We start from the raw sequence: 13,572 nt of genomic DNA, 5'->3' as shown, positions 1-13,572 counted from the left end.
GTGCCAGCACGCCACCTGCAATACGATTGATTTGATCTGGCGCAGGCGCGCCGCAATCGCCGGCCTTGGCGGCATCGCCAACAAAGGTAGAATAGCCCCGCTCGCGCTGGCAGTATCCCTCGATATCCACCCGGTCGCGCGGTCGTTCAAGTTAGCTGAGGAGCCCTGATGAAGTACCTGCTGTCGATCGTCACCCTGGTCGCCGCGTCGGCCGTATCCGGCCCCGTGCTGGCCAATATGCAACTGGCCAAGTCCAAGAATTGCATGGCATGTCACACCATCGACAACAAGGTGGTCGGTCCGGCCTTCAAGGATGTGGCCAAGAAATACGCAGGCCAGAAGGATGCCGAGAACAAGCTGGTGCAGAAGGTCCTCAACGGCGGCGCCGGCACCTGGGGCGCCGTGCCGATGCCGGCCAACAAGGGCCAGGTCTCGGAGGCCGAGGCCCGCACCCTGGTCAAGTGGATCCTGCAGCTCAAGTAATCAATCCGCCGGCAACTGCTGGCGCGCCACCTCGTCGCGTTTCATCGCCAGATAGGCGTTGCGGTCGACTTCGTTCAACTGGGTCCGGTACTGCTCGGTGGTGGCGTACCAGGTGTCGAGCCGTTTCTCCTGCCGTTGCGCTGCCGGTTGCGACAGGCTCGCCAGGTAGGCGTCGATGGCCAGGTAGTAGCGCATCGTGTTGCGCTCCACCGAGGCGCGGCTGCCGGTGACATAGTGTGGCTTGCCATCCGAACCCTGTCCGGTCACCGTAAAGCCGACCTTGTCGCGGCCCACCGTGGCCAGGTAGGCGCGCAGCGCCAGCTTGCCGGCCATCCCGTACGCATACGAATAGCTCAAGTGCAGGAACGCGCGATTGTCGGGCAACTGCACCGCCTCGATCTGGATCCGGTAGTCGCTGGTGTCCAGCGGCCCCTTGTCGGCTCGCATCGAGGATGAAAAGTAATCAGCCGCGGCCGTGCCGCCGGCATAGACGAAATCGACCCGGTAGGTGTCGCGCAGTTCTTGCGGCGTCTTCTTGCCCACATGCATGCGCAACATGGTCTTGCCGTTCTGCGACGACAGGCTGCAATACTTGGTGTTCAGGTGCAGGATCAGGATGTCGCACCAGTTCGCCGGGCTGGCCAGCGCTTCGCGCACCTGGGTAAAGGGATGCTCCAGCACGGCGTAGATATCGCCCTTGACGGTGCTGCTGCCTTCGCTCGAATCGAGATGCAGCGGGCGGCCGAAGGCGTTGTCCTGCAATTGCGGCTGCAATTGGGCGTAGCGGGTGCGCAAGCCGGCCGCGCCGTCCAGCGACAGGTTGTTATCGGCTGCAGATGCGGCGCTCGCAGCCACCAGCGTCAGGCACAGGGCAATGGTGCGCCATATCGCGCGGGCAAGATGATGTCGTGACAGATCCAAGCAAGCTCCTTTGAGTCGATTAACTTTTTACAACAAGCGTGACCACAGGCTGGCGCCGAATTCCTTGATGCGTTCGCCGATGGGACGGTCTTCCCATTCTTTCAGTGTGATCTCGCGCGACGCGCCAAGATCCCGGGTGAACAGGTTATTCATCTGCGTGCCGAATTGCGGGCTGAGGATCACGGCGTTGATTTCCTGGTTATAGACAAAGCTGCGCCAGTCGAGATTGGTCGAGCCGATGGTCGACCAGACGCCATCGATGACGGCGGTCTTGGCGTGCAGCAGCGCATCCTGGCGTTCGAAGATCCTTACACCGGCCCGCAACAGCTCATCGTAGAACGAGCGCGAGGCATATTGCACCAGCGCCGAATCGCTTTTGGCCGGCAGCACCAGGCGCACGTCGACGCCACGCTGCACCGCGTTCTTCAACGCATCGCGCAGTTGCGGGTCGGGCACGAAATAGGCATTGGTCAGGTAGACCGAGCTCTCGGCGTGGTTGAGGGCCGAGATGAAGGTGGCGTAGATGACGCTGTACGGATCGTCGGGCGAACTGCCGATGGCGCGCACGATTTCACCGCCGGCTGCCGCCACCTGCGGAAAGTAGTTGGTGTTGCCCAGGTCGGGACCGTGCTGCTTGTTCCAGGTGTCGATGAAGAGCTTCTGGAATTCAAGCGCGATCGGGCCATCCATGCGCACCTGCGTGTCGCGCCAGGGCACATCCTGGCCTTCCTTGTTGACTTGCGGTTTCTTCTTGCGGGTGCTGAACGAGCCGCTCGAATAGACGCTGCTGATGTTGATGCCGCCGACGAAGGCGGTCTTGCCATCGACCACCAGCAGCTTGCGGTGGTCGCGCTGGTTGACCTCCCAATCCTTGCGCACCTGGGCCGGATTGAGCGGGTTGAATTCAAGCACCCTGACGCCGGCATCGATCATCGGCTGAAAGAATGGGCGAGGGGTATTGAGCGCGCCCACGCTGTCGTACAGCAGGTTGACCTGCACGCCCTTTTTTTGCATGGAGATGAGCAGGTCGGAAAACTGGCGCCCGACCTCGTCGTCTTCCATGATGTAGGTTTCCATGTTGATGTGCTGTCGCGCCGACTGGATCGCCTGGATCATCGAGGCATAGGTGGCCGGGCCATCGATCAACAGCGTGACCTTGTTGCCGGTCACCAGCGGCGCACCGGTGACCGCGCCTTCGACCGCTACGTGGCGGTCGAGGATGGTGCTGTCGCCGTGCTGCTGCTTGAGGCGATCGAGCACCGCCTTCGATTGCTGGTCGCTGAGGACGCCGCGACCGCCCTTCATCTGGATGGTGCGCGCCGATTGCGTGTCCATGTCGGGCACGATGGTCGGCAGCGACGTGCAGCCTGCCACCAGGGCGCTTGCCATTAGCAGCGACAGCGCGGTGCGCATGCCAATTCGACGTGTGATTGTTATGGATGCGAACTTGTTCATGGCGGTCTCGAATAGCCCGAAGCGGGTGAGTCGAGTATAGGCCGCCGTCCTGTCGCGCTCCATAGGGCGGGCAGGGGTTTGCGCCGGAATCGGCAGATTCCTACAGGGGAAAGCGAGGCCTGCCTACAGCCGGTGTTGCCAGGATGTCAGCAGCCGCACGCCAATCCGTTTCAATACACGTCGCGTCGATAACGATGCTGCGCGATCAGGTCGTCGACCACATCCTGGCCGACGATCCCGACCAGCGCATCGTCGACGCCGGCAGCCATGCCGTGCAGACTGCCGCAGACGAAGATCACGGCGCCGTCGTCGATCCATTCACGCACCATCTCGGCCGCTTCGCGCAGCCGGTCCTGCACGTACAGGCGCTGGGCCTGGTCGCGCGAGAATGCCAGGTCGAGGCGCGCCAGGCTGCCCTCGGCCAGCCAGCCTTCGAGTTCGTCGCGATACAGGAAGTCATGGGTTCGATTGCGTTCGCCAAACAGCAGCCAGTTGCGCTTGGCGCCGGCGGCCACCCGCGAGCGCAGATGACCGCGCAAGCCGGCCAGGCCCGAGCCGTTGCCGATGAAGATGGCGGGTGCGGTGACAGCGGCCGGGGCGAAGTTGGCGTTGTCGACCAGCCGTACCTGTAACGTTTCGCCGATGGCGGCATATTCGCTGAGCCAGCCCGAAGCCAGGCCCAGGCCATCGTCATGGCGCGCCTGGCGCACCAGCAGATGCAACGCGCCGTCCTGCGCGATGGAGGCGACCGAGTAGGTGCGTGGCGCCAGCGGCTGCAGGGCATCGGCCAGTGCCTGGGCGCTGGCGGACGTGCCTGATGCCGGCAGTGCGCTGCCGGCCAGCGCGTCGCGCAAGGTGCTCGGCCCGGCGTTGAGGGTGACCATGCTGTCGCCGTCCAGTTGCAGGCGCTGCAACAACAGCGCGATGCGGTCAGGCGCATGACGCGGCATGATTTCGGCCAGTGCGCCCGGCGCCCAGTGCTGCTGCACGGTGCTGCGCAATTCGAGGTGGAACAGGCCGGCGCCCTGGCTGCCCGCATTGAGCTGGCGCCGATGCGTCAGTGTCCATGCGTGCCACTGGCGGTGTTCGGCCACGGCGTCGACCGGCGTGGCGGTGGCGCTGATCAACTGGTGGTCGGCCAGCAATTGCTCCCATTGCTGCAATGCGCCTGCCTGCATGCGGTCGACTTCGATCATCGGGAACAGCGCCGTGGCGCCGGTGTTCTGCAGCCAGTGATCGAGGGTGTGGCCGAAGCCGCAGAACTTCTCGTAGTGGCTGTCGCCCAGCGCCAGCAATGCGTACTCGACATCGGCCAGCGACTGCCCGGCGGCCATGCGCAGGCGGCGCTCGAAGGCGCGTGCGGTGTCGGGCGCGTCGCCCTCGCCGAAGGTGCTGACGATGAACAGGATGCGCCGGTGATGTCGCAATTTCTCGGGTGTCAGTCGCGCCAGCGATTGCAGCGTGACGTCGACGCCGGACTGGCGCAGCAATGCCGCCGTCTTCAGCGCCACGCGCTCGGCCTGGCCGGCTTGCGAGGCGTAGGCCACCAGGCAGGCGCTGGCGGTGGGCGCAGTCGCGCCCACATGGGCGGCCGGGGCGGTGACGGTTTCCTGTTGCAGGCGTTCACGTTCGGCGCGCAAGGCTTTCTTCTTGCGCCGGCGATCCAGGTACAGCATCCAGCCGGTGATGCCGAACAGCGGCATCATCACGCTGGCGATGGTCATGATGATGCGCCCTGGCAAGCCGAAATAGGTCCCCATGTGCAGCGGGTAGATCGCGGCGATGGCCTGGCCGCCGAAGCTCTTGTCTTCGTAGCGTTCGAGCAGGCGCACTTCACCCGTCCGCGGCAACACCGTCATGCGGCTGCGCGCGCGTTCATGCGGCGCCTGCGGGCCGAGGTAGATGAATTGCACCGGCTGGCTGGATTTTTCGGGCAGGCGCAACTGGGCGTTGGTGAAGTCGGGTTCGGCGGCGATGAAGGTGTTCCAGGCCAGCGTGACGTCAAGCGGGCCATTGCCGGCTGGCTCTGCATGCGGGCCGTTGCCACGGGCATTGGCGCGTGGCGCGGACTGGCTGCGGTTCTCGCCGGCCAGGGTGTTGAGGCCTTGCTTGAACCAGTCCAGCGCCCAGTAGGCGCCGGTGACCGAGAAGATCACGTACATCACCAGCGCCCAGGTGCCGATCACCGAATGCAGGTTCCATAACAGCGAGCGGCCGCTCAGGCGAAAATCCAGCTTCAGCCAGGCTTGCAATGACAAGGCGCGGCGCGGCCAGCGCAGGTACAGGCCCGACAGCGCCAGCGTGAGCAATGCCAGCGCCAGCGTGCCCAGCACGATCTTGCCGATCTCGGTCGGCAGCAGCAGCCAGCGGTGGAAGCGCTCGGCGAATTCGAAGAATTCATGCCCCGTCAACGGCCCCGACAGCACCCCGGTATAAGGATCGGCATAGCGCAACTCGCCACGGCGCTGGCCGGGCGGTGGGGCGAACACCACGCGAGCGGCGGCCCCTGGGGCCGCCGTGATCGACAGCGTCGTCACCCGGCGTTCGGGTTCGACGCGCCGGATCGCTTCCAGCAACTGCTGTGGCGTCAGCGCTGCCTGTTGGCGCACGGCGACCTGCATCACGCCGGGATTGAGCAGATCGACGATCTCTTCACGAAATGAAATGATGGCGCCCGAAACGCCAATGGTCATCAGGATGGTGCCGGCGGTAATGCCGATGAACCAGTGGATTTGGAACCAGATATTCTTGAACATGCTGTTGGCGTTGTGCTGGGGCAATGAAAGGCGCGCCCGAGCAGGCAGCACGGGGCGTCGTCATTATAAGTGACGCCAAATGATAATGATTGGTATTTGTTTTTGGCGGCAGCGCCTACTTGCCGTTGATCAAGTCCAGCATCGCGAGCGTGAGCGTGCTGTTCGGGGCGGCGGCGACGTCGATGATGCTCAGGTGGTGCGCCTCGGGTGCGGCCACGATCTGCACCGCGTGCGCGGACTGACGCAGGCAGGCGGCATAACTGTCTTGCTGGCGACGGAATTCATCCGATTCGCGACCACCCACGCAGAGCAGCGCATCCATGCCGATGGGCAAGGGCCGCAGCAGCGGGCTGGCCTGGGCGGCGTCGCCCGGCGACAGGTGCAGTATTTCATTGAGATAACTTAATCGCACCGGTTCCAGGTCGTACAGGCCGCTGATGCCGCATACGCCGCGCACCGGTGCTGCCCCCAGCGCGGCGATCAGGGTGGCCAGGTGGGCGCCGGCCGAATGGCCCATCAGCCACACCGCCTGCGGATCGAATCCCAATGCGGCGGCCTTGCTGCATAACTGACGCAGGGCGAAGCCGCAATCGGCTGCGATCGAGCCCATCCTGACTTCGGGCGCCAGCCGGTAATTGATCAGCGCGACATTGATGTTGGCCGCCAGGTAGGGCAGCGCCAGATGACTGAACTGGTGCTTGTCCAGTGAGCGCCAGTAGCCGCCATGGATGAAGACCAGCAGCGGCCGGCCATTGTTGGCGGCCGGAAAGAAGTCCCAGGTCTGTAGCGGATGCTCGCCGTAGGCGACGTCGGCCAGGTGCGGATGCGCGGCGCGCGCGGCCTGGCCGGCGGCCGCAAAACGGTCGAAGAAATCCTGGAAGTCGGTGATGCCCAGTCGCACGTTGTACTGGCGGTCGAGTTCGTCCTGGGTGTAGTCACGGTAATTCTTCATGTCCTGTTCTCCCTGTGCGGGGGCGCTGGTTCATTCGGCGAAATGGCCGGCAATGAATCCGCGCAACCACTGGTTGCCTTCGTCCTGATTGTAACGGCGATGCCAGAATACATTGGTCTGCAGCGAGGGCAATCGCAACGGCGGTTTGACATAGCGCAGGCCAAAGGGGCCGGCAGCGCTCTCGGCCAGCTTGCGCGGCACGGTGACCACCAGATCGGTGCTGCTGACAATATACGGCACCGCGGTGAAATGGGGCACCCGAAAACGCACATGTGGCAACACGCCTGCTTTTTCCAGGTTCTGGTTGATGCGGTCATAGGGGCTTTCCAGCGACGACACCATCAGGTGGCCCGCCGCCAGGAAATCCTTGAGGCTGATTTCTTCGCGCCCATCCAGTGGATGGCCGATGCGGAACATGCTCACATAGTGCTGGCGAAACAGTCGCCGCTGGTACAGCGCGCCGGACACATTGTCGAACGCGCCGATGGCCAGGTCGACCCGGCCGGCCTCCATCTCGTTCTTGAGGTCGATGCTGCTGGCACGCACGGTGCTGATGCGAATGCCCGGCGCGGTGCGTCCGCAGGCTTCCACCAGCGTCGGCATGAAGTAGACCTCGCCGACATCGGTCATGGCAATGGTGAAGTGGCGCTCGCTGTGCTGGGGCGAGAAACGCTCCTGGCGGTTCAGCGCGCGGGTGACATGCTGCAGCGCAGTGGCCACTGGTTCGGCCAGTTGCTCGGCCAGCGGCGTGGGCTGCATGCCCAGCGCGGTGCGCACGAACAATTCATCGCCAAAGCTGCGCCGCAGGCGCGCCAGCGCATTGCTCACAGCCGGTTGCGACAGGCCGAGCCGGCGCGCCACCGATGAGATCTGGCGTTCCTGGAAGACTTCCTGAAAAACGACGAGCAGGTTGAGGTCGATGTCGCGAGGTTCTATCATTATTCATCAAATCAATGAATCACATTTTTGTATTTATATCGTAAAAGAAAGTCGCTTGCATTACAGTTGTCAACGCCAACAAAACAATCATAAGCAAGCTGGCGTCGGCAGCGTCCATTGTTGCTGCTGCGCCATGCAATCGACGACACGGAGACCGCCAACCCCGGCCGCTCCATGCCAGATCACAACAAGACAGAGACAAGAGGAGCATCAACAATGAGTCAGCAGGCAAGCGGCGCCATGCCGGTGGTCAATGTCGACCAGGTAGTGGAGCAAGGGCGCCTTGGCGCGTTTCAATTCGGTTTGCTGCTGCTGTGCGGCCTGTGCCTGATCATCGACGGCTTCGATGTCCAGGCCATGGGTTACGTGGCGCCGGCCATCATCAGCGACTGGGGCGTCAGCCGCGCCAGCCTGGGGCCGGTGTTCGGCGCGGGCCTGTTCGGCATGCTGCTGGGTTCGCTGGTGCTGACGCCGGTTGGCGACCGTTATGGCCGGCGCCCGGTGCTGATCGTGTCCACGCTGTTCTTCGCGCTGTGCATGCTGGTCACGCCCATGGTCACCAGCATCGATCAACTGCTGGTGCTGCGCTTCATCACCGGTTTCGGCCTGGGCAGCATCATGCCCAACGCCATGGCGCTGGTAGGCGAATTCAGCCCCTCATCCTCGCGCGTGACCCGCATGATGCTGGTGTCGTGCGGCTTCACCGTGGGCGCCGCTGCCGGTGGCTTCGTCAGCGCCGCGCTGATCCCGGCCTATGGCTGGCATGCGGTGTTCTGGGTCGGTGGCGCGGTGCCCCTGGTGCTGGGCTTGGCGATGCTGGTGTGGCTGCCCGAATCGATCCAGTTCCTGGTGTTGCGCAAGCGCGCCCGCTCCAAGGTGGCGCATTGGCTGCGCAAGCTCGACCCGAGCATTGTGATCGGCCCCGACACCCGCATCGAGGTCAAGGACGCCAAGGCCAATGGCATGCCGGTGGCCGAGCTGTTTCGTGATGGCCGCGCCGGTATCACGCTGCTGTTGTGGCTGATCAGTTTCATGAACCTGATCAACCTGTATTTCCTGTCGAACTGGTTGCCGACGTTGATTCATGACGCCGGCTATTCCACCAGCATGGCGGTGCTGATCGGCACCTCGCTGCAGGTGGGCGGCGTGATCGGCACGCTGACCCTGGGCTGGTTCATCAATCGCCACGGGTTCACGATCGTGCTGGGGACCTGCTTCGTGACGGCCTGCGTGGCCATCGCCCTGATCGGCAAGGTGGCGGCGGTGCCGGTGCTGCTGTTCATCGCGGTGGTGGTGGCCGGCTTTTGCGTGGTGGGCGGGCAGCCGGCGGTCAATGCGCTGGCCGGCACGTATTACCCGACCACCTTGCGCTCCACCGGCATCGGCTGGGCGCTCGGCATCGGTCGCATCGGTTCGGTGGTGGGGCCGGTGATCGGCGGCCAGTTGATCGCCATGCAATGGAGCAATTCGTCGCTGTTCATCGCCGCCGCCGTGCCGGCGCTGATTTCGGCCCTGACGGTGGCGCGTCTGCACCGCATACGTTGATAGAGAAGGGACTTGCCATGAATCCATCCACCGCCTATCTGTCCGGCTTCGGTAACGAATTCGCGACCGAAGCGCTGCCGGGCGCGTTGCCTGCGCACCAGAACTCGCCGCAACGCGCGCCTTACGGCTTGTATGCAGAGCAGATTTCCGGCACGGCCTTCACCGCGCCGCGCAGTCACAACCGGCGTTCATGGCTGTACCGCATCCGCCCGGCGGCGATGCATGGTGAATTCGCGCAGATCGACAATGGCCGTCTGGTGGCCCGCTTCGACGACGTGCCGACACCCCCCAGCCAATTGCGCTGGGACCCGCTGCCGATGCCATCCGCGCCCACCGACTTCGTCGACTCGCTGGTGACCATGGCCGGCAACGGCTCGCCGGAATCGCAGAGCGGCTGTGCCATCCACCTGTATGCGGCCAACAGTTCGATGACCGATCGCTTCTTCTACAGCGCCGATGGCGAACTGCTGATCGTGCCGCAGGCAGGGCGCCTGCAGCTGTTCACCGAACTGGGACTGATCGAGATCGAGCCGCAGGAGATCGCCGTGATCCCGCGCGGCATCCGGTTTCAGGTGCGCTTGCCGGACGGCCAGGCCAGCGGCTATATCTGCGAGAACTTCGGTGCCTTGCTGCGCCTGCCCGACCTGGGCCCGCTGGGCTCCAACGGCCTGGCCAATCCACGCGACTTCCTCACCCCGCAGGCCCGCTACGAGGATCGCGAAGGTGACCTGCGCCTGGTGGCCAAGTTCTGCGGCCAGTTGTGGCAAGCCAGCATCGGTCATTCGCCGCTGGACGTGGTGGCCTGGCACGGCAACTATGCCCCCTACAAATACGACCTGCGGCATTTCAACACCATCGGTTCGATCAGCTATGACCACCCCGATCCATCGATCTTCCTGGTCTTGCAGTCGCCCAGCGACACGCCGGGCGTGGACACGATCGATTTCGTGATCTTCCCGCCGCGCTGGCTGGCGGCCGAGCACACCTTCCGTCCGCCCTGGTTCCACCGCAACGTGGCCAGCGAATACATGGGCCTGATCACCGGCGAATACGACGCCAAGGCCGGCGGTTTCGTGCCTGGCGGCGGCAGCCTGCATAATTGCATGAGCGGACATGGTCCCGATGCGGCGACGTTCGACAAGGCCAGCCGCGCCGACACCAGCCAGCCCGTCAAGGTCGATCACACGATGGCCTTCATGTTCGAGACCCGACACATCATCCGTCCCACCCGCCACGCGCTGGAATCGCCTACGCTGCAACGCGATTACCAGCAGTGCTGGGCCGGCATCAAGAAGAACTTCACTCCGGAGCAAGCATGAGCATCGCATTGAACGAAACCCACGACATCTCGCTGCGCAGCTGGGTCGACAGCGCCAATGGCCAGGACCACCCATTCCCGATCCAGAACCTGCCGTATGGCGTATTCCGACGCGCCGGCAGCGATGCGCCGTGGCGCGTCGGCGTGGCCATCGGCGACGCCATCCTCGATCTGCATGCGGCACAGGCCGCAGGCGTCTTCTCGGGCTTCGATGAGCTCACGCGCCACGCCGCCCAGGTGGCCGCCGAAGGCAATTCACTGAATGGCTTGATGGCGCTGGATGCCCCGGCCTGGTCGGCGTTGCGCCTGGCCCTGTCGCGCGTGCTGCGCAGCGCTTCGTCGCATCAGGCTGAACTGGCGACGTGTCTGGTGCCGCAGACGCAGGCCGAGCATGGCTTGCCGGCCGTGATCGGCGACTACACCGATTTCTATACCTCGATCCATCACGCCACCAGCATCGGCAAGCTGTTTCGCCCGGACAATCCATTGCTGCCCAATTACAAATGGGTGCCGATCGGCTATCACGGCCGCGCATCGTCGATTGCGGTGTCGGGCCAGCAGTTGCGCCGGCCACTGGGCCAGACCCGCGCGCCGGACGCCGAGACGCCCTCGTTCGGGCCCTGCAAGCGGCTCGACTACGAGCTGGAAGTGGGCATCTTCATCGGTGGCGAGAATGCGCTGGGCGAGGCGGTGCCGATGGCGCAGGCCGAGCAGCGCGTCTTCGGCCTGTGTCTCTTGAACGATTGGTCGGCCCGCGACATCCAGGCCTGGGAATATCAACCGCTGGGGCCGTTCCTGTCGAAGAGTTTCGCCTCGACCATCTCGCCCTGGGTGGTCACGCTCGAGGCGTTGGCGCCATACCGCAGCGGCTGGACCCGCGCCGCCGAAGACCCGCAGCCGCTGGCCTATCTCGATAGCCCCGCATTGCGCGACCATGGCGCCATCGACCTGCAACTGGAGGTGCTGATCCAGACTGCCGCCATGCGCGAAGCAGGGCAGCCGGCGCAGCGTCTGTCGCTGTCCAATTTCCGCGATTCATACTGGAGCGTGGCGCAGCTGGTGGCGCACCATACGGTCAATGGCTGCAATCTGCGACCGGGCGATCTCTTCGGGTCGGGGACCTTGTCCGGTCCCCAGCCGGACGAAGCCGGGTCGCTGCTGGAACTGAGTCACGGCGGCAAGCAGGCGGTCAAGCTTGCCAACGGCCAGGAGCGCATCTTCATCGAGGACGGCGACACCATCGTCATGCGCGCCGTGGCGCAGCGTGCCGGTTTGCCGCGCATCGGTTTCGGTGAAGTGGCAGGAACCGTGCTGCCGGCGCGCACGCCGGGCTGACATCACTTACACTGCCACCACACTGGCCCCACGCAAGGACGAGGATGACAACCCTGTACAGCTATTTCCGCAGTTCGGCATCGTACCGCGTGCGTATTGCGCTCAACCTGAAAGGGCAGGTTTTCGACACCATCCCGGTGCATCTGCTGAACCAGGGCGGCGAACAGTTCCTGCCCGATTTCGCCGCCCTCAATCCGCATTCGCTGGTGCCGGTACTGGCGCAGGGCGGCCGGCACCTGACGCAGTCGCTGGCGATACTCGAATACCTGGACGAACGCTTTCCGATGCCATCGCTGCTGCCGGGCGATGCGCTCCAGCGTGCGCGCATCCGCGCCCTGGCGCTGGATATCGCCTGTGAGATCCATCCGCTGAACAACCTGCGCGTGCTGCGTTATCTCAAGCATCAGCTGGGGGTGGACGAAGACAAGAAGAACGACTGGATACAGCACTGGATCACGCTCGGCTTCAGCGCACTCGAGGCCCAGCTTGCCGCCGATGCCACCCGCGGTCACTTCTGCGTCGGCGATACCCCGACCCTGGCCGATTGCTGCCTGGTGCCGCAGATGTTCAATGCGCGCCGCTTCGAAGTCGACATGGCGCCGTACCCGACGCTGGTGGCCATCGAAGACGCCTGTAATGCGTTGCCGGCGTTCCAGCAGGCACATCCGGCGCAACAGCCCGACGCGGCCTGATCAGCCCGCTGGTCGCCGCGGCGCCAGCAGGTTTCCCGTCATCACCAATACCGGCTGATCGTGCTGGTTGGTGGTGGTGACGCGGTGATGCAGGAAGCCCTGATGCGGCTTCGATTGCGAGAATTTCACCCCCAGCACCTCTACCTCCATCCTCAATATATCGCCGGGCCGGGTCGGACGCGGCCAGCGAAATTCATCGAAGCCGGCGCCGATCAACCCACCCTCGATCGGCAAGGTCTCCACCAGCATGCGCATGGTCAGCGCCGCCGTATGCCAGCCGCTGGCGGCCAGGCCACCAAAGAAAGACTGCTGCGCGGCAAGCTCATCCAGGTGAAATGGCTGCGGGTCGAACTGTCCGGCAAATTGCTTGATCGCCTCGCTCGACACCGGCATGCCCCCAGGGTGGCGAAAAACTTGCCCGGGTTCGAAGTCTTCAAGGAACAATGGCTCTTTCATGGCGTCTCCCGGAACGATTGAGATATACTGCAAACATCATTGCAAAATGATAGTCAGTAGTGCTTGAAAATGATAGCGAAAATTCGCTGGCAAGGAATCGACATGGAACGCAAGAGTTTTGGCAACATGCAATGCCCGGTGGCGCGCACGCTGGAGCGGGTGGGCGAGTGGTGGAGCATCCTGATCCTGCGCGATGCGTTGCAGGGCCTGACGCGTTTCGATCAGTTCCAGAAGAGCCTCGACATCGCGCCCAACATGCTGACCCGGCGCTTGCATACGCTGGTCGATGCGGGTTTGCTCGAGCGTCGCCAGTACAGCGATCGGCCGCCCCGTTTCGAATATGTCCTGACCGACCTCGGCCGTGATTTCCGGACCATCATCATTGCCCTCAATGCCTGGGGCAACAAGCATTTCGCGCCGGAAGGCCCAAGCGTGATGCTGGTCGATTCCAGCACCGGGCGCCAGGTCGACCTGGCACTGGTCGACCGCAATAGCGGTCGCGAAATCAATGGCAGCGACTTCAGTATCGTGGCCGGCCCGCAGGCCGATGAAGCCTTGCGTACGCGGCTCGACTCGCTGGCCCGTCATCGCGAGGCGGCCAACGAAGAGCAGGCTGCACCGGCGCCCGTCAAGCGCTCCAGGGCGACCAAGGCAGCCGCCGAAGCCGGTGCATCCAAGCCCTCGGCCCCGGCTGCCACCAAGCGCTCGCGTCGCGCCTGA

General features: G+C 64.1%; 12 protein-coding genes. 6 read left to right on the top strand and 6 right to left on the bottom strand.

Annotated elements, in window-relative coordinates:
* Positions 1-168 precede the first annotated feature (168 nt).
* On the top strand, positions 169-483 hold the full coding sequence (locus LBW87_RS12505; RefSeq protein WP_225201803.1) for a c-type cytochrome: 315 nt from the start codon (positions 169-171) through the stop codon (positions 481-483).
* On the opposite strand, the gene LBW87_RS12500 is transcribed toward LBW87_RS12505, so the two are convergent.
* From LBW87_RS12500 to LBW87_RS12480, 5 genes are all read right to left on the bottom strand, one after another.
* Complete coding sequence (locus LBW87_RS12500) at positions 484-1,398, bottom strand: hypothetical protein (RefSeq protein ID WP_413927643.1); 915 nt, start codon at positions 1,396-1,398, stop codon at positions 484-486.
* A 33-nt stretch (positions 1,399-1,431) separates the two neighbouring features.
* Positions 1,432-2,817: a cardiolipin synthase gene (cls, locus tag LBW87_RS12495; protein ID WP_225201801.1), complete on the bottom strand. Its 1,386-nt coding sequence runs from the start codon at positions 2,815-2,817 to the stop codon at positions 1,432-1,434.
* A 212-nt stretch (positions 2,818-3,029) separates the two neighbouring features.
* Positions 3,030-5,615, bottom strand: coding sequence for a sulfite reductase flavoprotein subunit alpha (locus LBW87_RS12490; RefSeq protein ID WP_225201800.1), 2,586 nt, complete (start codon positions 5,613-5,615; stop codon positions 3,030-3,032).
* 115 nt (positions 5,616-5,730) lie between these two features.
* A complete protein-coding gene (locus tag LBW87_RS12485) occupies positions 5,731-6,567 on the bottom strand; it encodes an alpha/beta hydrolase (RefSeq protein WP_225201799.1) in 837 nt (278 codons plus the stop codon).
* A gap of 30 nt (positions 6,568-6,597) precedes the next feature.
* Positions 6,598-7,506, bottom strand: coding sequence for a LysR family transcriptional regulator (locus LBW87_RS12480; RefSeq protein WP_225201798.1), 909 nt, complete (start codon positions 7,504-7,506; stop codon positions 6,598-6,600).
* Positions 7,507-7,722: 216 nt separating this feature from the next.
* Here LBW87_RS12480 and LBW87_RS12475 point away from each other — a divergent pair, with 216 nt between their 5' ends.
* The 4 genes from LBW87_RS12475 to maiA are packed head-to-tail and all read left to right on the top strand — an operon-like array spanning position 7,723 to position 12,396.
* The gene (locus LBW87_RS12475) at positions 7,723-9,051 is read left to right on the top strand and encodes an MFS transporter (protein WP_225201797.1); all 1,329 of its coding nucleotides are present in this window, start codon (positions 7,723-7,725) and stop codon (positions 9,049-9,051) included.
* Between the two features lie 17 nt (positions 9,052-9,068).
* Entirely contained in the window at positions 9,069-10,370 is a 1,302-nt protein-coding gene (gene hmgA / locus LBW87_RS12470) for a homogentisate 1,2-dioxygenase (protein WP_225201796.1), read from the top strand.
* Positions 10,367-11,704: a fumarylacetoacetase gene (gene fahA, locus LBW87_RS12465; RefSeq protein ID WP_225201795.1), complete on the top strand. Its 1,338-nt coding sequence runs from the start codon at positions 10,367-10,369 to the stop codon at positions 11,702-11,704. The genes hmgA and fahA overlap by 4 nt, the downstream gene beginning before the upstream one ends.
* A gap of 44 nt (positions 11,705-11,748) precedes the next feature.
* Entirely contained in the window at positions 11,749-12,396 is a 648-nt protein-coding gene (gene maiA, locus LBW87_RS12460; RefSeq protein ID WP_225201794.1) for a maleylacetoacetate isomerase, read from the top strand.
* Here the strand turns inward: maiA and LBW87_RS12455 are convergent, their stop codons facing one another.
* On the bottom strand, positions 12,397-12,852 hold the full coding sequence (locus LBW87_RS12455) for a MaoC family dehydratase (protein WP_225201793.1): 456 nt from the start codon (positions 12,850-12,852) through the stop codon (positions 12,397-12,399).
* Between the two features lie 102 nt (positions 12,853-12,954).
* On the opposite strand from LBW87_RS12455, the gene LBW87_RS12450 reads away from it, so the two are divergent.
* On the top strand, positions 12,955-13,572 hold the full coding sequence (locus LBW87_RS12450) for a winged helix-turn-helix transcriptional regulator (protein WP_225201792.1): 618 nt from the start codon (positions 12,955-12,957) through the stop codon (positions 13,570-13,572).

This window comes from Herbaspirillum sp. alder98 (genome assembly GCF_020179755.1).
Taxonomy (GTDB): domain Bacteria; phylum Pseudomonadota; class Gammaproteobacteria; order Burkholderiales; family Burkholderiaceae_D; genus Herbaspirillum.
The sequence above is the reverse complement of the archived record's forward strand: the minus strand, read 5'-3'. Positions and strand labels throughout refer to the sequence as shown.

What these genes read in the sequence shown, in the direction of transcription:
- maiA (WP_225201794.1), top strand. Translation starts at nt 11,749, where the DNA reads ATGACAACCCTGTACAGCTATTTCCGCAGTTCGGCATCGTACCGCGTG.
- fahA (WP_225201795.1), top strand. Translation starts at nt 10,367, where the DNA reads ATGAGCATCGCATTGAACGAAACCCACGACATCTCGCTGCGCAGCTGG.
- LBW87_RS12475 (WP_225201797.1), top strand. Translation starts at nt 7,723, where the DNA reads ATGAGTCAGCAGGCAAGCGGCGCCATGCCGGTGGTCAATGTCGACCAG.
- LBW87_RS12455 (WP_225201793.1), bottom strand. Translation starts at nt 12,852, where the DNA reads ATGAAAGAGCCATTGTTCCTTGAAGACTTCGAACCCGGGCAAGTTTTT.
- LBW87_RS12480 (WP_225201798.1), bottom strand. Translation starts at nt 7,506, where the DNA reads ATGATAGAACCTCGCGACATCGACCTCAACCTGCTCGTCGTTTTTCAG.
- LBW87_RS12490 (WP_225201800.1), bottom strand. Translation starts at nt 5,615, where the DNA reads ATGTTCAAGAATATCTGGTTCCAAATCCACTGGTTCATCGGCATTACC.
- hmgA (WP_225201796.1), top strand. Translation starts at nt 9,069, where the DNA reads ATGAATCCATCCACCGCCTATCTGTCCGGCTTCGGTAACGAATTCGCG.
- LBW87_RS12485 (WP_225201799.1), bottom strand. Translation starts at nt 6,567, where the DNA reads ATGAAGAATTACCGTGACTACACCCAGGACGAACTCGACCGCCAGTAC.
- LBW87_RS12450 (WP_225201792.1), top strand. Translation starts at nt 12,955, where the DNA reads ATGGAACGCAAGAGTTTTGGCAACATGCAATGCCCGGTGGCGCGCACG.
- cls (WP_225201801.1), bottom strand. Translation starts at nt 2,817, where the DNA reads ATGCGCACCGCGCTGTCGCTGCTAATGGCAAGCGCCCTGGTGGCAGGC.
- LBW87_RS12505 (WP_225201803.1), top strand. Translation starts at nt 169, where the DNA reads ATGAAGTACCTGCTGTCGATCGTCACCCTGGTCGCCGCGTCGGCCGTA.